22 protein-coding genes and 2 rRNA genes (1 of these 24 only partly in view) are annotated in these 20,622 nt (G+C 43.6%); 9 read left to right on the top strand and 15 right to left on the bottom strand.

Translation table 11 applies throughout. From position 1 onward, the window contains the following. The 3 genes from HM131_RS16000 to HM131_RS16010 form a co-directional block, all read right to left on the bottom strand. Positions 1–1,577: ribosomal RNA gene (locus tag HM131_RS16000) — 23S ribosomal RNA — on the bottom strand; it reaches 1,339 nt to the left of the window's first position. Between the two features lie 172 nt (positions 1,578–1,749). Next, a 16S ribosomal RNA gene (locus HM131_RS16005) occupies positions 1,750–3,315 on the bottom strand. The 16S and 23S rRNA genes sit together here, the layout of an rRNA operon. Positions 3,316–3,840: 525 nt before the next feature. Further along, positions 3,841–4,716, bottom strand: a complete 876-nt coding sequence (locus tag HM131_RS16010) for a nucleotidyltransferase-like protein (protein WP_085030706.1) — start codon at positions 4,714–4,716, stop codon at positions 3,841–3,843. 93 nt (positions 4,717–4,809) lie between these two features. Here HM131_RS16010 and HM131_RS16015 point away from each other — a divergent pair, with 93 nt between their 5' ends. After that, complete coding sequence (locus HM131_RS16015) at positions 4,810–5,226, top strand: YgzB family protein (protein WP_085030707.1); 417 nt, start codon at positions 4,810–4,812, stop codon at positions 5,224–5,226. A 74-nt stretch (positions 5,227–5,300) separates the two neighbouring features. On the opposite strand, the gene perR is transcribed toward HM131_RS16015, so the two are convergent. The 5 genes from perR to HM131_RS16040 all read right to left on the bottom strand — a co-directional run bounded on the left by perR (position 5,301) and on the right by HM131_RS16040 (position 8,488). Further along, on the bottom strand, positions 5,301–5,744 hold the full coding sequence (gene perR / locus HM131_RS16020) for a peroxide-responsive transcriptional repressor PerR (protein ID WP_085032059.1): 444 nt from the start codon (positions 5,742–5,744) through the stop codon (positions 5,301–5,303). 130 nt (positions 5,745–5,874) lie between these two features. Further along, positions 5,875–6,432 carry a cob(I)yrinic acid a,c-diamide adenosyltransferase gene (locus tag HM131_RS16025; protein ID WP_085030708.1) on the bottom strand — a complete coding sequence of 186 codons (558 nt, stop codon included), beginning with the start codon at positions 6,430–6,432 and terminating at the stop codon, positions 5,875–5,877. 1 nt (position 6,433) lies between these two features. Beyond that, positions 6,434–7,387: a D-2-hydroxyacid dehydrogenase gene (locus tag HM131_RS16030; protein ID WP_085030709.1), complete on the bottom strand. Its 954-nt coding sequence runs from the start codon at positions 7,385–7,387 to the stop codon at positions 6,434–6,436. A gap of 153 nt (positions 7,388–7,540) precedes the next feature. Further along, the gene (gene bcp, locus HM131_RS16035; RefSeq protein ID WP_085030710.1) at positions 7,541–8,011 is read right to left on the bottom strand and encodes a thioredoxin-dependent thiol peroxidase; all 471 of its coding nucleotides are present in this window, start codon (positions 8,009–8,011) and stop codon (positions 7,541–7,543) included. A gap of 63 nt (positions 8,012–8,074) precedes the next feature. Then, positions 8,075–8,488, bottom strand: coding sequence for a potassium channel family protein (locus HM131_RS16040; protein WP_085030711.1), 414 nt, complete (start codon positions 8,486–8,488; stop codon positions 8,075–8,077). Positions 8,489–8,718: 230 nt separating this feature from the next. Here HM131_RS16040 and HM131_RS16045 point away from each other — a divergent pair, with 230 nt between their 5' ends. The 3 genes from HM131_RS16045 (at position 8,719) to HM131_RS16060 (ending at position 12,182) form a co-directional block, all read left to right on the top strand. After that, the gene (locus HM131_RS16045) at positions 8,719–8,805 is read left to right on the top strand and encodes a YjcZ family sporulation protein (RefSeq protein WP_085030712.1); all 87 of its coding nucleotides are present in this window, start codon (positions 8,719–8,721) and stop codon (positions 8,803–8,805) included. A gap of 179 nt (positions 8,806–8,984) precedes the next feature. After that, positions 8,985–10,316, top strand: a complete 1,332-nt coding sequence (locus HM131_RS16050; protein ID WP_085030713.1) for a glutamate-1-semialdehyde 2,1-aminomutase — start codon at positions 8,985–8,987, stop codon at positions 10,314–10,316. Between the two features lie 798 nt (positions 10,317–11,114). Further along, complete coding sequence (locus HM131_RS16060) at positions 11,115–12,182, top strand: FUSC family protein (RefSeq protein ID WP_085030715.1); 1,068 nt, start codon at positions 11,115–11,117, stop codon at positions 12,180–12,182. Between the two features lie 37 nt (positions 12,183–12,219). Here the strand turns inward: HM131_RS16060 and HM131_RS16065 are convergent, their stop codons facing one another. The 4 genes from HM131_RS16065 to HM131_RS16080 form a co-directional block, all read right to left on the bottom strand. Continuing rightward, positions 12,220–13,989, bottom strand: a complete 1,770-nt coding sequence (locus tag HM131_RS16065) for an ABC transporter ATP-binding protein (RefSeq protein WP_085030716.1) — start codon at positions 13,987–13,989, stop codon at positions 12,220–12,222. Between the two features lie 81 nt (positions 13,990–14,070). Then, entirely contained in the window at positions 14,071–14,598 is a 528-nt protein-coding gene (gene ntdP, locus HM131_RS16070) for a nucleoside tri-diphosphate phosphatase (protein WP_085030717.1), read from the bottom strand. Between the two features lie 189 nt (positions 14,599–14,787). After that, complete coding sequence (locus HM131_RS16075) at positions 14,788–14,970, bottom strand: gamma-type small acid-soluble spore protein (RefSeq protein ID WP_085030718.1); 183 nt, start codon at positions 14,968–14,970, stop codon at positions 14,788–14,790. A 146-nt stretch (positions 14,971–15,116) separates the two neighbouring features. Further along, on the bottom strand, positions 15,117–15,965 hold the full coding sequence (locus HM131_RS16080; RefSeq protein ID WP_085032061.1) for a C40 family peptidase: 849 nt from the start codon (positions 15,963–15,965) through the stop codon (positions 15,117–15,119). Between the two features lie 267 nt (positions 15,966–16,232). On the opposite strand from HM131_RS16080, the gene HM131_RS16085 reads away from it, so the two are divergent. Then, on the top strand, positions 16,233–16,457 hold the full coding sequence (locus HM131_RS16085; protein ID WP_085030719.1) for a cytosolic protein: 225 nt from the start codon (positions 16,233–16,235) through the stop codon (positions 16,455–16,457). Here HM131_RS16085 and mutY read toward each other — a convergent pair. Beyond that, a complete protein-coding gene (gene mutY, locus HM131_RS16090; protein ID WP_085030720.1) occupies positions 16,447–17,535 on the bottom strand; it encodes an A/G-specific adenine glycosylase in 1,089 nt (362 codons plus the stop codon). The two genes, HM131_RS16085 and mutY, sit on opposite strands and share 11 nt — an antisense overlap. A gap of 59 nt (positions 17,536–17,594) precedes the next feature. Between mutY and HM131_RS16095 the strand changes: the two genes are divergently transcribed. Then, positions 17,595–18,602: a metal-dependent hydrolase gene (locus HM131_RS16095; protein WP_085030721.1), complete on the top strand. Its 1,008-nt coding sequence runs from the start codon at positions 17,595–17,597 to the stop codon at positions 18,600–18,602. A 52-nt stretch (positions 18,603–18,654) separates the two neighbouring features. Here the strand turns inward: HM131_RS16095 and HM131_RS16100 are convergent, their stop codons facing one another. Then, positions 18,655–18,921, bottom strand: coding sequence for a YfhJ family protein (locus tag HM131_RS16100; RefSeq protein ID WP_085030722.1), 267 nt, complete (start codon positions 18,919–18,921; stop codon positions 18,655–18,657). Between the two features lie 111 nt (positions 18,922–19,032). Here HM131_RS16100 and sspK point away from each other — a divergent pair, with 111 nt between their 5' ends. Both sspK and HM131_RS20790 read left to right on the top strand, forming a co-directional pair. Next, the gene (gene sspK / locus HM131_RS16105; RefSeq protein ID WP_085030723.1) at positions 19,033–19,209 is read left to right on the top strand and encodes a small acid-soluble spore protein K; all 177 of its coding nucleotides are present in this window, start codon (positions 19,033–19,035) and stop codon (positions 19,207–19,209) included. Further along, positions 19,199–19,345, top strand: a complete 147-nt coding sequence (locus HM131_RS20790) for a YpzG family protein (protein WP_156112634.1) — start codon at positions 19,199–19,201, stop codon at positions 19,343–19,345. The genes sspK and HM131_RS20790 overlap by 11 nt, the downstream gene beginning before the upstream one ends. A 32-nt stretch (positions 19,346–19,377) precedes the next feature. On the opposite strand, the gene HM131_RS16110 is transcribed toward HM131_RS20790, so the two are convergent. Continuing rightward, on the bottom strand, positions 19,378–19,716 hold the full coding sequence (locus HM131_RS16110) for a YfhH family protein (RefSeq protein ID WP_198162651.1): 339 nt from the start codon (positions 19,714–19,716) through the stop codon (positions 19,378–19,380). Between the two features lie 113 nt (positions 19,717–19,829). On the opposite strand from HM131_RS16110, the gene HM131_RS16115 reads away from it, so the two are divergent. Beyond that, entirely contained in the window at positions 19,830–20,489 is a 660-nt protein-coding gene (locus tag HM131_RS16115; protein ID WP_085030725.1) for an SDR family NAD(P)-dependent oxidoreductase, read from the top strand. Positions 20,490–20,622: the final 133 nt, after the last annotated feature.

Below are 20,622 nucleotides of genomic sequence, written 5' to 3' on the forward strand. Positions count from 1 at the left end.
TCCCTCCCCATCACAGCTTGACGTTGCCGGACGGATTTGCCTATCCGACCGTCTCACTGCTTGGACGCGCTCATCCAATGGCGCGCTCTCCTTATCCTCCTGCGTCCCCCCGTCGTTCAAACGGAAAGGAGGTGGTACAGGAATATCAACCTGTTGTCCATCGCCTACGCCTTTCGGCCTCGGCTTAGGTCCCGACTAACCCTGAGAGGACGAGCCTTCCTCAGGAAACCTTAGACTTTCGGTGAAAGAGATTCTCACTCTTTTTTCGCTACTCATACCGGCATTCTCACTTCTAAGCGCTCCACCAGTCCTTACGGTCTGACTTCACGGCCCTTAGAACGCTCTCCTACCACTGATCGTAAGATCAATCCGCAGCTTCGGTGGTGTGTTTAGCCCCGGTACATTTTCGGCGCAGAGTCACTCGACCAGTGAGCTATTACGCACTCTTTCAATGATGGCTGCTTCTAAGCCAACATCCTGGTTGTCTAAGCAACTCCACATCCTTTTCCACTTAACACACACTTGGGGACCTTAGCTGGCGGTCTGGGCTGTTTCCCTTTCGACCATGAACCTTATCACCCACGGTCTGACTCCCAGGACAAAGTCGATGGCATTCGGAGTTTGACTGAATTCGGTAACCCGATAGGGGCCCCTCGTCCAATCAGTGCTCTACCTCCATGACTTTCTATCCTGAGGCTAGCCCTAAAGCTATTTCGGAGAGAACCAGCTATCTCCGTGTTCGATTGGCATTTCACCCCTACCCACACCTCATCCCCGTAATTTTCAACTTACGTGGGTTCGGACCTCCAGTCAGTGTTACCTGACCTTCATCCTGGACATGGGTAGATCACACGGTTTCGGGTCTACGACCGCATACTCACTCGCCCTATTCAGACTCGCTTTCGCTGCGGCTCCGCTTCTGCGGCTTAACCTCGCATACGGTCGTAACTCGCCGGTTCATTCTACAAAAGGCACGCCGTCACCCATAAACGGGCTCCGACTACTTGTAGGCACACGGTTTCAGGTTCTCTTTCACTCCCCTTCCGGGGTGCTTTTCACCTTTCCCTCACGGTACTGGTTCACTATCGGTTACTAGGGAGTATTTAGCCTTGGGAGATGGTCCTCCCGGATTCCGACGGAATTCCTCGTGTTCCGCCGTACTCAGGATCCACTCCGGAGGAAGGAAGGTTTTGACTACAGGGCTGTTACCCTCTATGGCTGAGCTTTCCAGCTCGATTCGTCTACCTTCCTTCTTGGTAACTCCAATGGAGTGTCCTACAACCCCAGAGAGCAAGCTCTCTGGTTTGGGCTGTTTCCGTTTCGCTCGCCGCTACTTGGGAAATCGCGTTTGCTTTCTCTTCCTCCGGGTACTGAGATGTTTCAGTTCCCCGGGTGTGCCGTCCTATACCTATGGATTCAGTATAGGACACTGTTCCATTACGAACAGTGGGTTTCCCCATTCGGAAATCTCCGAGTCAAAGCCTACTTACGGCTCGTCGAAGCATTTCGGTGTTAGTCCCGTCCTTCATCGGCTCCTAGTACCAAGGCATCCACCGTGCGCCCTTATTCACTTAACTATCTTGTGAAAAGACGTTGTTTCAATTGATGTTTGATGTCTTGTCATCATCAGGATTATCGAAAGATAATGCCTGATCATGTCTTATCCAGTTTTCAAGGTTCACATTGAAAGATCCTTTGATCTCTCAAAACTGAACAACCAACCATGTACGTTTCCGTTTCTATCCTTAGAAAGGAGGTGATCCAGCCGCACCTTCCGATACGGCTACCTTGTTACGACTTCACCCCAATCATTGGCCCCACCTTCGGCGGCTGGCTCCAAATGGTTACCTCACCGACTTCGGGTGTTGCCAACTCTCGTGGTGTGACGGGCGGTGTGTACAAGGCCCGGGAACGTATTCACCGCGGCATGCTGATCCGCGATTACTAGCGATTCCGGCTTCATGCAGGCGAGTTGCAGCCTGCAATCCGAACTGAGAATGGTTTTATGGGATTTGCTACACCTCGCGGCTTCGCTGCCCTTTGTACCATCCATTGTAGCACGTGTGTAGCCCAGGTCATAAGGGGCATGATGATTTGACGTCATCCCCGCCTTCCTCCGGTTTGTCACCGGCAGTCACCTTAGAGTGCCCAACTGAATGCTGGCAACTAAGATTAGGGGTTGCGCTCGTTGCGGGACTTAACCCAACATCTCACGACACGAGCTGACGACAACCATGCACCACCTGTCACTTGGTCCCCGAAGGGAAATCCCTATCTCTAGGGAGGTCCAAGGATGTCAAGACCTGGTAAGGTTCTTCGCGTTGCTTCGAATTAAACCACATGCTCCACCGCTTGTGCGGGCCCCCGTCAATTCCTTTGAGTTTCAGCCTTGCGGCCGTACTCCCCAGGCGGAGTGCTTAATGCGTTAACTTCAGCACTAAGGGGTGGAAGCCCCCTAACACCTAGCACTCATCGTTTACGGCGTGGACTACCAGGGTATCTAATCCTGTTTGCTACCCACGCTTTCGCACCTCAGCGTCAGAGACAGACCAGAGAGTCGCCTTCGCCACTGGTGTTCCTCCACATATCTACGCATTTCACCGCTACACGTGGAATTCCACTCTCCTCTTCTGTCCTCAAGTTCCCCAGTTTCCAATGACCCTCCACGGTTGAGCCGTGGGCTTTCACATCAGACTTAAGAAACCGCCTGCGCGCGCTTTACGCCCAATAATTCCGGACAACGCTTGCCCCCTACGTATTACCGCGGCTGCTGGCACGTAGTTAGCCGGGGCTTCCTCGTTAGGTACCGTCAAGGTACCGCTCTATTCGCACGGTACTTGTTCTTCCCTAACAACAGAACTTTACGATCCGAAGACCTTCATCGTTCACGCGGCGTTGCTCCGTCAGACTTTCGTCCATTGCGGAAGATTCCCTACTGCTGCCTCCCGTAGGAGTCTGGGCCGTGTCTCAGTCCCAGTGTGGCCGATCACCCTCTCAGGTCGGCTACGCATCGTCGCCTTGGTGAGCCGTTACCTCACCAACTAGCTAATGCGCCGCGGGCCCATCTGTAAGTGATAGCTAAAAGCCATCTTTCAACTCTCCTCCATGCGGAAGAAAGTGTTACCCGGCATTAGCCCCGGTTTCCCGGGGTTATTCCGGTCTTACAGGCAGGTTGCCCACGTGTTACTCACCCGTCCGCCGCTCGTTCCACGAGCGTCACCCCCGAAGGGGGTCAGCTCGCTTCCCGCGCTCGACTTGCATGTATTAGGCACGCCGCCAGCGTTCGTCCTGAGCCAGGATCAAACTCTCCATAAAAAGTAAAGTTTGACTTGCTCATTTGCACACCGAATGTGCTTGTTTGTTTTTCTTCTTTAATAAGAAGAAAATGTTGACGTACTGGTTGGTTCGTTCAGTTTTCAAAGATCAAAATGTTTGGTGCGCCGTTCAAAACAGCGACTTAACTATTCTATCATGGCTGGTTGTTTAAGTCAACAACTTTTTCATGATTTTTTTGTGAGCCGTTCTCGACTCTGTCGTTTCCCTCTTGAAGCGACGCTTACTAATATATCATGTTAAGTTGTTATGTGTCAATAACTTTTTTCGCATGAAGTTTTGTAAGCTGCTTTTGTTAAACCCGCTTTCTTTGAAGCGACAAATAACAATTTAACACGGCTGAGCGTTGCTGTCAACAACTTTTCAGCGTTTTTTGTAAGCTGTTTCGCTCACCGCTCTTGTGAAGCGACAAATAATAATATAGCATGCACTTCAATAGAACGTCAATAACTTTTTCATGAAAAAAACCCTTTCTCTTAATTGATTAAGAAAAAGGGATAAAGGAAGTTATAGGGTTACTTTCGGTTTGTATGTTCTATGGAATATACTTGGTCCTTTAGTTTCCTGAAGAACAACTTCTATGATCTGATTGTCCACCAGATACTCAATCATAGAAGAAAGATCTAATATATACTCCTGAATCTCAGGGTGTACTTTCAACTCTCCGAACGACCATGGTTCCTCTCGCTCGCTCATTAACTGAAGTAAATGGCGTGCACTTGTACGCGATCGTTTGCTGATTGAATGCTCAACAGCTATGATCATCAACTGGATTCGTTTATCGGTTGGTTCTCCACTTTCAATTAATTCTTGATAGAGCTTATAAATTTCCGGCTCAATCCTTCTTACTTGGTTCCACACCGTCACTTCTGGATGAAATCCTTTTTCGATAATCGAAAGACGGGCCAAGTAATGAAGAGAACGCACCATTTGACTGAAGGAATCCAAGTATTGTTCTGAATCATAGAGGTTCTTTGATTCACTATAGCTTCGAATCAGTTTCGCGAATTCAATAACTTTTTTCAAATCGCGATTTTCTTGCGGGAATTCACGCAAATGTTCTTTAAGCTCTGTTACATAATCATTCCGTTCATAGATGACGGAACCGTTGATCACCCATTCCACTGCTCGGCGGTAAGAACTTGTATCAATCCAATGCTGTAATAAATCCTCATCTACGATATGCATGGCTGCTGATTTGTTATCGAATTCGTAATGTTTCACGTACCAGGTCTCTTCAGGATCGCGGACAATGATAAATAGAATCACATCAAAGTTGTCCGTCACCGGGCTGATGGGTTTATTCTTTTCTAATATTAAAATGCCTAATGTATTGCTTTGACTTGCCCTTTCTTGATAAATCGGGCGTAATACATCTTCCATACTAGGTCCCCCACATTCTATTTCAGTTCTCTGTTTTTATTCGATACTTTTTTTAAAATTCCTTTTTTCAAAATATATTCGTACAGGGAAAATATGCTATACTACCTTGTAGATACTAAGGAGGGAAACGAAGTGGCTTTAAAATACAGCAGCAAGATCAACAAAATTCGTTCCTTTGCTTTCTGGTTGATATTTGGCGGCATCGGCGTTATGTATATCGGACTAATATTCAAAGAAACGACTTGGTTGATGGCCCTATTTATGATTCTTGGGATGGGTTTTGTCGGGCTGAGTACCGTAGTTTACTTTTGGATCGGCATGCTTTCCACCAGGACGATTCAAATTGTCTGCCCTTCATGCGAAAAACCGACGAAGATGCTCGGACGCGTAGATGCGTGTATGCACTGCAACCAGCCGCTCACGTTGGACAAGACACTCGAGGGTAAAGAATTCGATGAAAAGTACAATTCGAAACGGTTGAGAAAGAAAAAAGCGCAGGAGCAATCTTAATGATAGAAAAGGGTCCGCCAATATTGGTGGACCCTTTTTACATATAAAAAAACTGAAAGCGAGATGCTTTCAGTTTAGTGAGTATTTTCTGATTGACAATTTGAACATGTTCCATAGACTTCCATGCGATGATGACTTACGTTAAATCCAGTCACCTGTTCAGCTAATGATTCAACTTCGTTGAGACTAGGGTAGTGAAAGTCAACAATTTTACCGCATGATTCACAAATAATGTGATAGTGGTCTGTGGTGTTGCAATCAAAGCGGCTTGATGAATCTCCATAGGTGAGTTCTCGGACCAGACCAATCTCACGGAATACACGGAGATTGTTGTAAACCGTTGCGACACTCATGTTAGGAAATTTACTTTCTAATGCTTTGTAAATCTCATCAGCTGTTGGGTGAGTCATAGAATTCAGCAGGTATTCAAGCACCGCATGACGCTGTGGTGTGATTCGAACACCTGAACCTTTTAACGTGTCAATGGCTTCCTGGAGTCGATGATCAGACACAGTCATGCACCTCGCTTTCATAAACTGATTCTTGATTTATAATATTATTAAATTAGAATCCTTATAATTAGTGTAACCCTATTTTAAATATATTGTCAATAATGAGGCTGACCTACTTTCCAATGGATGATACAGCTTACACATCAGGGTCAAGAAGAGTCTCTTTACCACCAACATGCTTATTGACGTATCTGGCCGCTACAAATAAGAAATCAGATAGACGATTCAGATAAGAAACGACTAATGGATTATCCAGCTCATCCTCTAAAGCAACAGCTGTTCTCTCTGCTCTTCTTACTACTGTGCGGGCCAGGTGAAGTCCGGCTGATGCTTCATGGCCTGAAGGCAAGATGAAGTTTTTGAGAGGTGTAAGCTCCTGATCGAGCTGATCGATGTTCTTTTCTAAATCATCAATGTGCTCTTTTTTCAAACGCCACTGGACATCTTTCCCTTTAGGTGTAGCAAGCTCCGCTCCAACGTGAAAAAGGATGGTTTGGATTTTTTGCATGACGGCAAGAAAATGGTCTTTGTCGGTCCAGTCTTCCCGTGTTAAATGACTTAAAGCAAGACCGATAGCTGAGTTCGCCTCATCGCACGTCCCGTATGCTTCCACTCGGATATCATTTTTAGCCACGCGGTCACCGTATATCAATGAAGTTTTTCCTTTATCTCCTGATCTTGTATAGATACGCACATTAATACCCCCGTTTCGGATCAATTTTATTATGCATTTCTTCCTTACCTTCTAAGTATAGGTGCAAATTTTCTCCGAATCGATCAAATGCTCTCGGCATATAAAAGGGAGAGATTCCTGAAATATGAGGAGTGACCGTGACGTTTTCCTCATTCCATAATGGATGGTCTTCAGGCAAAGGCTCCTCTTCAAATACATCCAATACGGCATGGTCGATATACCTTTCTTTTACAGCTTCCATAATTACATCCGTTGAAACCAGATCACCTCGTCCCATATTTAGAAAGACAGCATGCTCCGGCATCGCTTGGAAATGTTCGTTCTTCAATAAGTATTGCGTTTCTTTCGTACTTGGAAGTGCGGCAACGATAAAATCAGCTTGGGGTAGCACCTGGTTGAGTTGGTCTACTCTGTATGTTTCATCAAAATGGTCTTTATTCTCTCCTGACCTTGATACCCCGATGGTCTTCATCCGAAACGCCTGAGCAAGTCGGGCGGTTTCCTGAGATATTGCTCCAGTACCCAGAAGCACCATTGTTCTCCCGCTGACTTCATTCATAACAGGACGACGATTCCAGACGTGTTTGTTTTCTTGTTCAATTAATGTCTTTGCTTTCCTGGATACTTGGAGAAGCATCGAGATCGCATATTCTGCCATCGGCTGGGCGTGGATGCCTCTTACATTCGTGACGAGAATGTCCCTTTTGTGGATCTCACGAAAAGGCATCTTATCCATCCCTGCTGACAACACCATGATCCATTTTAATTGACGGGCTTTTTCTATACGTTCTGGATTTAAGTCCTCTCCATATGTAACAAATATATCAGCCTCGCTCAAGTATGGCTCAGCTTCTTCAATGCCATGACAAAATATGAACTCGACTTGTTTAAATTGCTGATCGAAATGATTCTTGATCGATTCCGGCACGCGTTTGATTGCTGAAACGACTTTCATCGAACCCCTCCTCCCTGTTCTTTCTTCTATAGTAATTGTTTTAGAGAATAGATACAAAAATAACGAAAGAATCACCCGCCTTAGAGCGGCTGAGAAAAAGATCTAAGCATAGAAAAAACCACGGCCTTTTAGGGCCATGGTTTTGTTTAAGGTTTATTGAAGATTTTCACGGATGTATTCAAGTGCAGATTCTACGTGACCTTTCACTTTTACTTTTCGATATTCTTCAGCAAGGTTCCCTTCTTTATCAATAATGAAGGTTGAGCGCTCAATACCATAGTACTCTTTGCCAAAGTTTTTCTTAAGCTTCCAAACGCCGTACTCTTCGGCTACTTCGTGATCTTCATCCGCAAGCAGCAAGAATGGCAGGTCATGTTTGTCGATGAACTTTTTATGAGATTCTACCGGGTCCGGGCTTACTCCCAAGATAACTGCATCCAAATCAGCGAAGCTTTCGTGATGATCGCGGAAATCACAAGCTTCTGTCGTGCAGCCAGGAGTCATATCTTTCGGATAGAAATAAAGAACAACGTTTTTCCCCTTATAGTCAGATAAGGATACCGTTTCCCCGTTATTTGCAGGTAGTGTGAATTGTGGTGCTTGTTTACCTTTTTCGACTGTCATATATGAGCCTCCTAAAAAAGTTTCTACCATTAGGGTACCTTATCTATCCGTAAACATCCAATATCAACGTTCCCCGTGATGAACATTTTGCCATACTTTAATTACTAAAGCAGCAGGAAGAGAATAGCCTACCATCGCTTCTAAAATGACGATCCACCTCCCAGCTCCAATCGGAATCATATCCCCATATCCGACCGTGAACAGCGTCATCCCGCTAAAATACATACTCCTCCCCATCTCTTCCATCCATGGGAGGGGCTGCGTATGGGAAGAATCCATATATACGGGGATCCCCTGAGTGATGAAGCAGAGATAAATCATTCCAAATCCAGTCATGATGATCATATATAACAAAAGAATGGATAAAAACACTTGAAAAGAAAAAATTTTATGATCATGTTCCAACGAATTAAAAATTTGCCTTAAGCTGGCAGCAATAAGGATGAGACATAAACTAGTAATAAAAATAGTGAACATAATTTAGGTAAACTCCCTTCACAGAAAAACAGGGTTGTCCTACTGACTACATATGAAGGATTTCTAGAGAATATACCTAATTTCCAGGTTATGGGTCCTCAGGTCATCCAGAATCTGGATGACCTGAGGTAGTTGTTTTTCCCAACGGATGTTAAAAACGGGCGAATGCACATCCCACTTTATGGGTCCGCGCATAAGATACAGTAAACATTGGAAAGGGGGAATTGTGAATGGGTTACGGATACGGTGGAGGCTTTGCGCTAATCGTTGTTCTTTTCATCCTTCTAATCATCGTTGGTGCAGCTTTTCTATACTAAAATAAACACTCACAGCTGATGCACCGCTTTACCTTTAGGTAATGAGCTCAGAGGTGCTTTTTCCTCATGAAGATGAACGGTGAACGTTAAGTATTCTAGGATACAGGAACAACGAGCAAAAACCCTTCTCAGCAAGAGAAGGGTTTTAAACTAATAAGTAAATAGACAAGCATGCTACAATGATTAAGGAACCATTGTACAAGGAGGTATTTATATTGAACTTCACTAAATCAGAACACTTATATAAAGAAGCAACCGATCACATTGTCGGCGGTGTCAATTCCCCTTCCCGCGCTTATAAAGGTGTAGGCGGCGGCACACCCATTTATATGGACCGCGCAGAAGGGTCACACTTTTACGATGTTGATGGCAACCGCTACGTTGATTATTTAGGAGCATACGGTCCGATTATTACTGGACATGCCCATCCTCACATTACGGAGGCAATCACTAAAGCAGCGCAAAATGGCGTTCTTTATGGTACACCGACCGTACTTGAAAATCGCTTTGCGAAAATGCTGAAAGATGCGATTCCTTCTCTAGATAAAGTGCGCTTCGTCAACTCCGGAACAGAAGCTGTCATGACGACGATCCGAGTAGCGCGTGCTTATACAGGAAGAAATAAAATCATTAAGTTTGCCGGCTGTTATCATGGGCATTCGGATTTAGTTCTTGTCGCTGCAGGATCTGGACCTTCTACGCTCGGCACACCGGACTCTGCTGGTGTACCTGCATCCATTGCTCAAGATGTGATTACTGTACCATTCAACGACATTGAGCCATTTAAACAGGCGCTTGAAAAATACGGAGACGAAATTGCCGGCGTACTTGTTGAACCTATCGTAGGAAACTTCGGGATCGTTGAACCGAAGCAAGGTTTCCTAGAGGAAGTTAACCATCTTACGCATAAAGCAGGAGCTCTTGTCATTTATGATGAGGTCATTACAGCATTCCGCTTTACATACGGCAGTGCTCAGCAGTTATTAAACATTGAACCAGATATGACCGCTATGGGTAAAATTATCGGAGGCGGTCTGCCGATCGGCGCTTACGGCGGTCGAGCTGAAATCATGGAACAGGTTGCACCACTCGGACCTGCTTATCAGGCTGGAACAATGGCGGGCAACCCGGCATCCATGTCTGCTGGAATTGCTTGTCTTGAAGTCTTGCAGCAAGAAGGCGTATATGAAGAAATGGACCGCCTGGGACAGCGTCTTGAAGAAGGAATCCTTGAACATGCCCACACCTATGGAATCCAAATTCAAATTAATCGTCTAAAAGGGGCACTGACCGTTTACTTTACGGATGAGAAAGTTGAAAATTATGAGCAGGCGGAAAACACAAATGGAGAGCAATTTGCGAGATTCTTTAAACTGATGCTTGCAGAGGGGGTTAACCTTGCTCCTTCTAAGTATGAAGCATGGTTCCTGACTACCGCACATACAGACCAGGATATTGACGAAACGCTCGAAGCAGTAGAAAAAGCTTTCCGCACAATGGCAAATGACTAATCCCCCTTTCACCCCAGGCATATTCCTGGGGTGTTTTTTAGTTCCTAAAAGTTTTGTTGATCGCTATTGCGATGATTCAAATTAATAACTGCATGGGGATGTTTTCGTTGTCATAGATAAAACAAGGAAGTCGGGGAAATAGTTCGCTTTCCGCGGAGTCCAGAAAATAGCATACTTCTATCTCTCGTTTAAGTGACAGGAATATGATAAATGCTAATGAACACCAGCGTCTTATTCAGAGATCAGAGCTGGGGACTTTCATAACAAAATAGATGGGTTGACTTGTAAACGGCGATACTCCCGCGGGAGAAGGGGCTAGGCAAGACCCCACAAGGAGCTAGCGACTGAGGAGGCTTGCCAGTTCCCCCACAGGAAAGGGAGTCGTTTCAAGTCAACCCTCTCCCTTTTATCGTAAAGGACCCAAGATATCCTCGAAACTAAGCCTCAATGTTAAGGAAATTATGAAATTTATATAGTAGCAATTCCTTTCGAATAATCCAATCAAAATTTTTATGATTTTTTCGCAAAATAGCATTGATAAAATTCCAATTGGATGCTATTATATACACATAATTCTGAAAATTCCCACGAATTATGATCTTTGTTTCATTTCTTTCCCTTTTCATAGGATTCAGTTCCACTGGATCCCCTTTAAGGCTTATGCGAATGGCGCATAGGTCTATTTTTTTGCTCTCAATAGCAATAAGTTACCAAATTTGCCACAAGCCTGATACCATAGAGGCAATTGATGAGTTATACTATTTTCATTGAGCTTAAAAGTAGAAGGATGATTTTGTTATGAAACTCGGCGCACGTATGATGAAGACTGGCTTAGCTGTCGGAATCGCTCTTTATATTGGGAACTTATTTGGGTTCATATCTCCTTTATTAGCAGCGATTGCCGTCGTCTTTTCCATTCAGCCGTCTATTTACCGTTCTTATCAATCCATTATTGAACAGTTGCAAGGAAACTTTATTGGGGCAATTATTGCTGTTGTTGCAGTATTTACGTTAGGCAACGATCCTTTTGTTGTTGGATTTGCGATCATTATCGTCATTGGGCTGACTACCAGCATGAAGATGAACGAAAATACGATTGCTCTTGCTGTCGTTGCTGTTATCGCTCTGATGGATTCGACCGATCAGACGTTTATGTTTTTCGCATTTTCCCGTTTCACTTCCATGATTTTAGGTATTTTAGCTGCGTTTATCGTCAATCTCGTGTTTCTTCCTCCCCGATATGAAACGCGGCTATTTAAGAAAATTGATTTGGCAACTACTGATATCCTTCAGTGGCTTCGTGTTACGACTAGGCAGCTTTCAGATGAACCTGCTTTAAAATATGAAATTACTCGCCTTCAGGATGATATGCGCTGGGTGGATCACACCTACTTGCTCTACTCAGAAGAACGGACTTACTTGAAAGGCTCACGTTTTTCCAAAGGGCGCAAGATGGTTCTCTTCAGACAATTGATTACGACCACGAAAAAGTCGTTTGATGTATTGAAAGCTTTTCATCGGTTGGATAGTAAAATAGAACAAATCCCTGAAGATTTCCAGGAAGCCCTTGTCAATGAACTGGATAAATTGATCAATGCTCATGAAAAATTGGTATTAAGTCTAAAAGGCAGGATTAAAAATACGCACAAACAATCGCTACGTAAAATTGAAGAGCCGGATATCCCTCTTTTAGTGGAGCGCCTGATGCATGTGTATGAAGAAAGCAACAACCCTGATAAACTCGTTTTCCTGCCTTTGGCTTCTCAACTGATGGAATACCACTATCAGTTAGAAAAATTGAAACGATTATTAAAAAGTTATCAGAGTCGCCACCAGGATGATTACATCCAAACAACGGATAAATAGAAAGAAGCGGCTGTTGCTAAGACAACAGCCGCTTCTTTTACGTTTCCATATATTCTTTATTTTTATCATCTAATTGCTGCACCTGATACAAGTCATAATAATGGCCCCGGCGCTCCATTAACTCATCATGTGGACCAACTTCAACAATCTCTCCGTTTTCGATTAAAACAATCCGATCGGCATGCGTAATGGTTGAGAGCCTATGGGCTACAATGAACGTTGTCCGATTTGAAGCAAGGCGTTCAAGGGCTCCCTGGATTAAACTTTCACTTTCCAGGTCCAACGCAGATGTCGCTTCATCTAGCACGAGCAATGGCGGGTTTTTCAAAAAGACACGTGCGATCGCTACACGCTGCTTCTGCCCACCTGAAAGCTTGACGCCACGTTCCCCTACGAGCGTGTTATATCCATTCGGTAAGTTCATGATAAATTCATGAGCATTAGCCGCTTTGGCTGCTTCAATCATTTCTTCATCCGTAGCATCCGGGTTTCCCATTCTGATGTTCATCGCAATCGATTCACTGAACAAAATATTGTCCTGCAAGACCATTCCGATATTATCTCTGACCGTACGTGCTTCAAAATCCCGGATGTCGGTACCATCGATCAAGATGCGGCCGTTGGTCACGTCATAGAAACGCGGGATCAAACTGATCAATGTGGATTTTCCTCCTCCACTCATCCCAACAAATGCAATCGTCTCTCCTTTTTTCACGTCCAAGCTGACATTGTTCAGAACGAGTGGTTCGTCTTCGTCGTATTTAAAGGACACATTTTCAATGGAGACGTCACCATGGACATTTGTCATTTTCTTAGCTCCTGGTTTGTCCACGATATCGTATTCTTCATCAACGAATTCAAATACCCTGTCCATGGATGCAATCGACTGAGTGAGGACCGTGGCTGAGTTTACCAGCCTGCGAAGCGGGTTATATACTCGATCCATGTAGCCTACAAAAGCCATCATCGTACCTACGGTGAGAGAACCTGTGATTACTTGATAGCCTGCAAAGGTGACAACGAGTAAAGGTGCAAGGTCCGTAATCGTGTTAGTGACTGAATACGTGTAAGCATTCCAATTCGTATGGGTAATAGCTTTATCTAAAAAGTTCTTATTTTGCACATCAAATTGCTTTTGCTCATGGTCCTCAAGAGCAAAACTCCTTATGACAGGTACACCTTGAACGCGCTCATGGAGGTGTCCTTGCACTTGAGCCAGCGCCTGAGATCGATCCCTTGTTAACCTGCGTAGTCTTGCGTAAAAGAATTTTACTGCAAAACCGTAAAACGGGAATAAAGCAATCGAGACAAGTGTCAGCCACGGATCCATCGTCAGCATAATTATAATAGCAATTACGATTGTAATCATATCAAGCCATATGTTCATCAGTCCTGTAATGACGAAAGTCTTGGTCTGTTCAACATCGTGAATGACGCGGGAAATGATTTCCCCTGTTTTTGATTTTGAATAAAAGCGTAAACTCAACCGCTGGATATGATCGAATAATTTCTCACGAATATCATATAAAATGTGGCTGCCGATCCATTGGGCTAAATATTGTCTCGCATATTCAATTGGTGGTCTTAGAATCAAAAATACAAAGAATGCCCCGCCCATGATAAGGAGAAGCTGATCAAATTTTTCTGACTGAGCCATGTCTGCATTGATAATATCATCAATGACATATTTAATGATTAACGGCATCAGTAATGGAATAGAAAATTTTAGCACACCAATTAGAACGGTAATAATGATTTTACCTTTGTATGGCTGTACAAAGTGTAAATACCGTTTGATACTATCCAATTCAAAACACCTTCTTTCTACTACATCATTTAGAACAAGAAGTAAGCGCACTTAATGATAAAGTGCGCAGCCTCAAGATTTTTATCTGTAGGTTAAATAGCGTTCGTACCATTGGTCGATGAATTCAGGCGAAAAGGGTCCTTTTCGCTGACGCACCCACCGAACCAACGTATCGATATTATTATATAGAATACGATCAAGTACATGCGGATAATTCATTTTTCGTTTATGAATTTCATATTCATCTTCATCTAACAATTTATAGGTCATGTCTGGATAAACTTTCACATCAAGGTCATAATCGATATATTTAATGGATTCATCTTCATAGATGAACGGCGAACTAATATTACAATAGTAATAAACTCCGTCATTTCTTAACATTCCAATAATATTGAACCAATGCCTGGAATGAAAATAACAAATCGCTGGTTCACGGGTAACCCATCTCCGCCCATCACTTTCTGTAACGACGGTGCGATCATTTGCCCCGATGATAACGTGGCGTGTGCCTTTGAGTACTGTCGTGCTGTCCCACACGCGGTGCAATTGTCCATTATGTTTGTAGCTTTGAATTTCGATGGCTTTTCCTGCTTCCGGGCCGGGCATGGTCTCCCCCCTTCCCTATATTTCCGTTTCATGCCTTCTGTCTATTATAACGACATTTGTAACGAAAGAAAAACAATTGAGATTGGTCTATGTATAAAAAGAAGCCGCCCACATAGGACGGCTTCTCTCATTCGGGGGATTGATACAGGCTAATGAAACAGCCTGGACAAGCCACACCATCAATTCAGGTTATTTTTTCTTAGCCTGAGATTGTTGGTTTTGCTGACGCACTTGCTGAGCATCAGTTTGAGATGCAAATTCAGCACCATATTGGTTTTGCTGACCTTGTTGAGCAGCTTGTTGGTTTTTTTGTTTCACGTGTTGTTTGTCTGTACCAGCAGCTGTTTTGTTTTGTTTCGGTTGCTTAGCCATGATTATCACCTCCGCAAAAATTATTGTGTACAGGTTGATATCATTTCATTCCAAATTTCAAACAAAAATTTTTCCATTTACATTTTCTTAAAGGAACCAAAAAGGCACCCCTATCACTTGTAAATAGGAGTTCCTTTCATTCCAGGTTAATTCACATAGCGTTTTGTTCCGACATAACGTTTACTCCAATAACTGCTGCTCATAGAACTGATAGTGACACCGCTTGAAGAACCGCTGTGAATGAACTGGTTGTTTCCTAAGTAGATGCCTGCATGAGAGGCTCCTGGTTTATAGGTTTCAAAAAACACCACATCACCTGGTTTTCGATTAGAATCACTAACCGCATTAAAGCCATCAAACGCATAGATCGCGGCAACAGTACGTGGAATGTATTCGTCTAGCTGAGCGAAAACATATTTTAAATACCCGCTGCAATCGAACCCAGCTGGTGTCGAGCCAGCCCATTGGTAAGGTGAGCCCATGTGCTGCTTCGCTTCTTTGATAAGAGCCGAACTAGAAACGCCTGAATGGGAAGGCGGTGGATTTTCTGAAGGAGCTGGCTGAGTTGAAGAGGTTTTTCCAGAAATGGTCAAACGCTGGCCTGGGAAAATCGTGTTTCCTGCCAAGTTATTTTTTGATTTAAGAGCACTGACCGTCACACCGTTCTTTGTTGCTATTCCCCAAAGAGTATCTCCGTATTTCACTGTGTATGTATGAGCTGGAGGGGCTGTATCATCTGGGGTTGAAGGTTGATCTGGACTTGAGGGTGCAGAACTTTTACTGACAATCAATTGTTGTCCAATAAAAATCAAATTAGAGTTCAGATTGTTCCACGATTTAAGCTTGGATACTGTCGTACTATGCTTTGTACTGATTCCCCAAAGCGTGTCGCCAGACGAAACTTTGTACGTCTGTTCGGCCAAAACACTAGACCCAAAGACCGAAGTAGCTAATAATGTACCGCAAACAGCTGTTGCCAACTTCTTTTTGTTCATCAAAACAATCCCTTCTCCTGTGCAGAATAAAATCAACTAGATAAATGTAACTATTTCCAATTATTCATAAACCCCATCATTTTGTAAATTTTCCATTTTTTCTACAAAAGACTACAATTTCTTCGAATTTCTAGCTCATACGACACATTATAATGAACACTTGTAAGATATTACATTTATGTTACAAATGAAGGCTATGGGATTCCTTTAATTGACGGGTATGGGATTGTCAGAAAAACAAAAAGTAATGAATGAGGAGGGATCTTTATGTATGTAGGAAGAGATTTGTCACAACTGACGATGGAGTCTAAACAGACATGGCAAGACAAAGAGCTCGGATATTTCCACTATGCATTATCCCAGACAGCTCCTTACTTGAATGCAGAGGGAGTTACCATGTTGAGAGAAATCAATAACGAAATAAAGCGCCGTGGAGGCTTAGAAGAAAAAGAAGCGACTTGGACCCACGGCACTCATCCTGTTATTGACTAATATATTTATGAGCTTTTTGATGTGAAACCGGAAATGGCAAGTCATTCATTTCCTTTAAATCGACGAAGCGGCAGCGTTCTCTGTCGAGTTTCCCGCCGACCACTCTTGCTTTGACGACTTCCATTTCCCAAATGAGATGTGAAAAGACATGTTTAATTTGATCAACAGAATCCTTAAGTTCAATATGAAGACCATATTCTCCGTAAAACCAATGTTTGACGGCTTCCTGGTCTAAATCCGATAGGGGTACCATCGGGAATTGCCATAAAGAAGCAAGCAAACCTTGAGAAGGCCTTTGTTCGACTAACACTTCCCCCTCTTCATTTTGAATAAGAAGAAGCATATAAGGAACCTTCTTCTGTTTCTTCTTTGATGATTTTATAGGAAGCTCTGTTTCAATTCCTTTGTCAAAGGCCAGGCACTGCTCCTGGATAGGACAAAGCATGCAGGATGGGGTCTTGGGTGTACAAATCAGTGCGCCCAACTCCATCAATCCTTGATTAAAGGAAGATGGATCTTCCTGGGAGATCAGTTCACGGACTAGCTCTTCAAACAACTTTCTCGTACTCTGCTTGGCAATGTCTTCTTCCACATGAAGGATTCTCGATAAGACTCGCATGACATTTCCGTCTACAGCAGGTTCGGCTGTATCATAAGCAATACTGATAATGGCTCCTTTTGTATAAGGGCCAACCCCTTTCAGTTTTCCTAATTCGGCTGGATCCTTTGGCACGACTCCCCCATATTCCTCCACAACTTCACGGACAGCGTTTTGCAGATTTCGAGCTCGGGAATAGTATCCTAAGCCTTCCCACGCTTTCAGCACCTCTTGCTCGTCTGCTTCAGCCAATGCCTCTAAAGTAGGGAATTTATTAAGAAAGTTATTAAAATAAGGAATGACGGTATCAACTCTAGTCTGTTGGAGCATAATTTCTGATACCCAGACCCGATAAGGATCTTGATTTTCTCTCCATGGTAAAATCCGTTGTTCCTTTTTAAACCAATCAATCAGACGCTCTCTGAACAACGAAGGGTTAAAACCTTGTAAAATATGTTCAACTTGATCTTTTTTTCTCATGCAAAATCATCCTTCGTGATAAACTACTATTGTACGGTCTGGCCAAAGGAGGAAAGAAAATGGATACTGGCACACACGTCGTTATGGGAGTAGCACTTGGCGGACTCGCCACCCTGGATCCTGCTGTTCAAGCAGATCCTGCGTTGTTCAATGCTGTATTAATCGGTACCATCGTCGGCTCTCAAGCCCCTGACTGTGACACCGTACTTAAATTAAAAAACAACGCTGTTTATATACGTCACCACAGGGGAATCACTCATTCTGTACCTGCCGTGGCCCTTTGGGGAATCAGCATCCCAAGTCTCATTTACTTATTCTCTCCAGAGGTCAGTTTCTTGCACCTTTGGTTGTGGACATTTTTGGCCGTCATCTTACATGTGTTTGTTGATATTTTTAATGCGTACGGGACCCAGGCGTACCGGCCGTTTTCCCACCGCTGGGTTGCTTACGGATTTATCAATACATTCGACCCCTACATTTTCGCCCTTCATATTGCAGGTATTGTCGCCTGGAACCTTGGAGCTTCGCCTGGATTGATGTGGCTCTTGATCTATTTTGTAATCGCCTTATACTACGTCAAAAGGTATTTCGATAAGCGAGAGCTTGTACGCTTAATTCATGAGCATTTTGATAATGTGGAACAAATTGCAACTTCTCCAACGATTCAGCAGAACATTTGGAAAATCGCGATTACGACTCCTACTCACTATTACGTAGGGCGTGCGGAAAACGGGCACATGACCATTCTCGATGAGTTCGTCAATAAACCGATCGATTATCGAGATCCCGTCGTTAAAAAAGCGCTGACAGATCATAATATTAAAGCTTTTCTATCCTTTTCTCCTGTGTATCGCTATGAGATGAGCTATCATGATGAATACACCGAAGTCCGGTTTATTGATCTGCGCTATCGTTCTCAAGGCCGTTATCCTTTTGTAGCTATAGCTCAAATCGATGATGAACATGGAGAAGAAAATTTAGAAATCCTAAACTCTTATACAGGCTGGGTGTTTACAGAAGAAAAACTTCAAAATAAGCTCAGCCCCATGACTGAATCAAAAAGCTAATCTTACTACAAATAACAAGCCGTGCTGCCACGTAGCAACACGGCTTATTCTTTTAATGTTCATAGCCTTTTCGCTTAAGCATTTCTTTAAACTTCGGATTTGTGGCTACATACTCATGTAATCTCGGACCATAATGCTCAATCCATTGAGAAACAATCTGCTCTGTCATTTGCTTCCCTTTATAATCGTAACCGGCCTTCGCCCTTGTGGACTCAAAATCCTCCCAAAGAAGCTCGACCCAGGTTCTTGCTTCATCAATTGTCAGCCTACCGCTCTTTTCATATAAACGTTCAGCTAAACGTTCAAAAATTTCATCCATTGCTGTCACCTCGTGTCTGCCAATCATTACATACGCATTGTATCACATACTTTCTCGCTAGTGACACAAACTAATCTTGTCTCCACAAAAGAGACGTGAGGAGGGTTTTCCATGCGTAACAAAGCAAAGAATTTCCCTAATATAAAGATGTCCCATGCCCCCGCTGATCAAAGCGAATATTTAGCCTTAAGGCCAAATGGGACGATCAATAGTAAACCTCAAGAAAAAGCTGCCAGGTCCCGCGAACGCGATATCAACCAGGTTGGGAGGTATCATCGTGGGAAATAAAAGCTTCAACAACAGGGCAAACCCTTTTAAAGCTCGCCGTGGTGCGAAGCATTTAAGCAAAAGGGTTAATGGTGAAACAGAGCCGACCCAAGCGGACAAAATCACCGAGGTTCAAGCCAAAAAGAACCATTATTAATTCTGAGCTGTGCGCGATTCTTTCGCGTACAGCTATTTTACTTGTTGACCTAACATCGAGATGGGAAGGGCTTCTTCTTTTTCTTCTGTAACTTTTTCCTTCCGGTCATTTTGACGGTATCCCCACGCAAACACACCATTCATATACTCAATATAAAACGTATGTGCAGGGTCCCCCTCGATTTGATACGTCTCACCTGCCGAAAACTCTTGCGGGTTCATCATATAAGACTTCGCCATGATAATTTTCCTCTCATGGACGGCATACTCGTTTACCATTCCCATTTGCTCGGCCTTTCTGGCTTTTTCTGTAAGTTCAGCTACTTCTTGCCTTAATTCTTCATACGTATAATCACTATAACGACGTTCCATTATGTTCCTCCTGCAAATGTAATAAAATACTGTACCTTTCTTTACATTTTATCAGGGTTTTTGCACAATGAATATGGTAACCCACAAGATTACATAAGGAGCGGATCAATCATATGAGCAATGTATGGATTACAGGAGCAGGCACGGGACTAGGACGTGCGCTTGCCCACAAATATGCAGAGAATGGACACACGATTTACTTATCAGGCCGAACGGAAGATAACCTCCTGGTCGTTCAGGACGAAATTAAAGCCAAAGGCGGCCAAGCAGAAGTCGTTGTGTGTGATGTTACAGAACCCTCTTCAGTCGAAGAAGCTCTTCGTCAAATCGACTCCCTGGACGTTTTGATCAACAATGCAGGCTTAGGGGTATTTGGAGAACTTTCAAGCTACACAATTGAAGACATCGATGCCATGTTAAATACAAATGTAAAAGGAACGGTTCTTACTACACAAAAAGCTTTCCCTAAGTTGAAAGAAACACAAGGCAGAGTATTGAACATCATTTCTACAGCCGGACTGCGTGGCAAGAAAAATGAAAGCGTCTATTGTGCCAGTAAGTTTGCCGTTAAAGGTTTCACTGCAAGCCTCCATAAAGAATGGGAAGACGAGAACGTCACTGCGACAGCCGTCTACATGGGTGGTATGAATACTCCATTCTGGAGTGAAACAGATCATGTGTCCAATCCTGAGAAGCTGAAAGGTCCAGAGGTTGTAGCTGAACAAATCATTAACGAAGACGATGGCAGAGAAGAAATTTATATCGATAAGTAATTCGTCTTTTCGTAAATTAAACAGACCAAACCGCCCTGGGTTTTGGTCTGTTTTTTTATTCAAGGATAAAGTAGAGAGAAAAAGGATGGATGGAGACTATAGTATGCGTGTTTCGCAGACTCCATTAGCTTTC

The sequence above is a fragment of the Halobacillus mangrovi genome, from assembly GCF_002097535.1.
Taxonomy (GTDB): domain Bacteria; phylum Bacillota; class Bacilli; order Bacillales; family Halobacillaceae; genus Halobacillus; species Halobacillus mangrovi_A.

What these genes read in the sequence shown, in the direction of transcription:
- HM131_RS16080 (WP_085032061.1), bottom strand. Translation starts at nt 15,965, where the DNA reads ATGAACAAAAAGAAGTTGGCAACAGCTGTTTGCGGTACATTATTAGCT.
- mutY (WP_085030720.1), bottom strand. Translation starts at nt 17,535, where the DNA reads ATGAGAAAAAAAGATCAAGTTGAACATATTTTACAAGGTTTTAACCCT.
- HM131_RS16040 (WP_085030711.1), bottom strand. Translation starts at nt 8,488, where the DNA reads ATGTTCACTATTTTTATTACTAGTTTATGTCTCATCCTTATTGCTGCC.
- HM131_RS16030 (WP_085030709.1), bottom strand. Translation starts at nt 7,387, where the DNA reads ATGAAAGTCGTTTCAGCAATCAAACGCGTGCCGGAATCGATCAAGAAT.
- HM131_RS16050 (WP_085030713.1), top strand. Translation starts at nt 8,985, where the DNA reads ATGATTAAGGAACCATTGTACAAGGAGGTATTTATATTGAACTTCACT.
- HM131_RS16085 (WP_085030719.1), top strand. Translation starts at nt 16,233, where the DNA reads ATGTATGTAGGAAGAGATTTGTCACAACTGACGATGGAGTCTAAACAG.
- perR (WP_085032059.1), bottom strand. Translation starts at nt 5,744, where the DNA reads ATGACTGTGTCTGATCATCGACTCCAGGAAGCCATTGACACGTTAAAA.
- HM131_RS16015 (WP_085030707.1), top strand. Translation starts at nt 4,810, where the DNA reads ATGCTATACTACCTTGTAGATACTAAGGAGGGAAACGAAGTGGCTTTA.
- HM131_RS16045 (WP_085030712.1), top strand. Translation starts at nt 8,719, where the DNA reads ATGGGTTACGGATACGGTGGAGGCTTTGCGCTAATCGTTGTTCTTTTC.
- HM131_RS16100 (WP_085030722.1), bottom strand. Translation starts at nt 18,921, where the DNA reads ATGGATGAAATTTTTGAACGTTTAGCTGAACGTTTATATGAAAAGAGC.
- HM131_RS16110 (WP_198162651.1), bottom strand. Translation starts at nt 19,716, where the DNA reads ATGGAACGTCGTTATAGTGATTATACGTATGAAGAATTAAGGCAAGAA.
- ntdP (WP_085030717.1), bottom strand. Translation starts at nt 14,598, where the DNA reads ATGCCCGGCCCGGAAGCAGGAAAAGCCATCGAAATTCAAAGCTACAAA.
- sspK (WP_085030723.1), top strand. Translation starts at nt 19,033, where the DNA reads ATGCGTAACAAAGCAAAGAATTTCCCTAATATAAAGATGTCCCATGCC.
- HM131_RS16075 (WP_085030718.1), bottom strand. Translation starts at nt 14,970, where the DNA reads ATGGCTAAGCAACCGAAACAAAACAAAACAGCTGCTGGTACAGACAAA.
- HM131_RS16060 (WP_085030715.1), top strand. Translation starts at nt 11,115, where the DNA reads ATGAAACTCGGCGCACGTATGATGAAGACTGGCTTAGCTGTCGGAATC.
- HM131_RS16010 (WP_085030706.1), bottom strand. Translation starts at nt 4,716, where the DNA reads ATGGAAGATGTATTACGCCCGATTTATCAAGAAAGGGCAAGTCAAAGC.
- HM131_RS16095 (WP_085030721.1), top strand. Translation starts at nt 17,595, where the DNA reads ATGGATACTGGCACACACGTCGTTATGGGAGTAGCACTTGGCGGACTC.
- bcp (WP_085030710.1), bottom strand. Translation starts at nt 8,011, where the DNA reads ATGACAGTCGAAAAAGGTAAACAAGCACCACAATTCACACTACCTGCA.
- HM131_RS16115 (WP_085030725.1), top strand. Translation starts at nt 19,830, where the DNA reads ATGAGCAATGTATGGATTACAGGAGCAGGCACGGGACTAGGACGTGCG.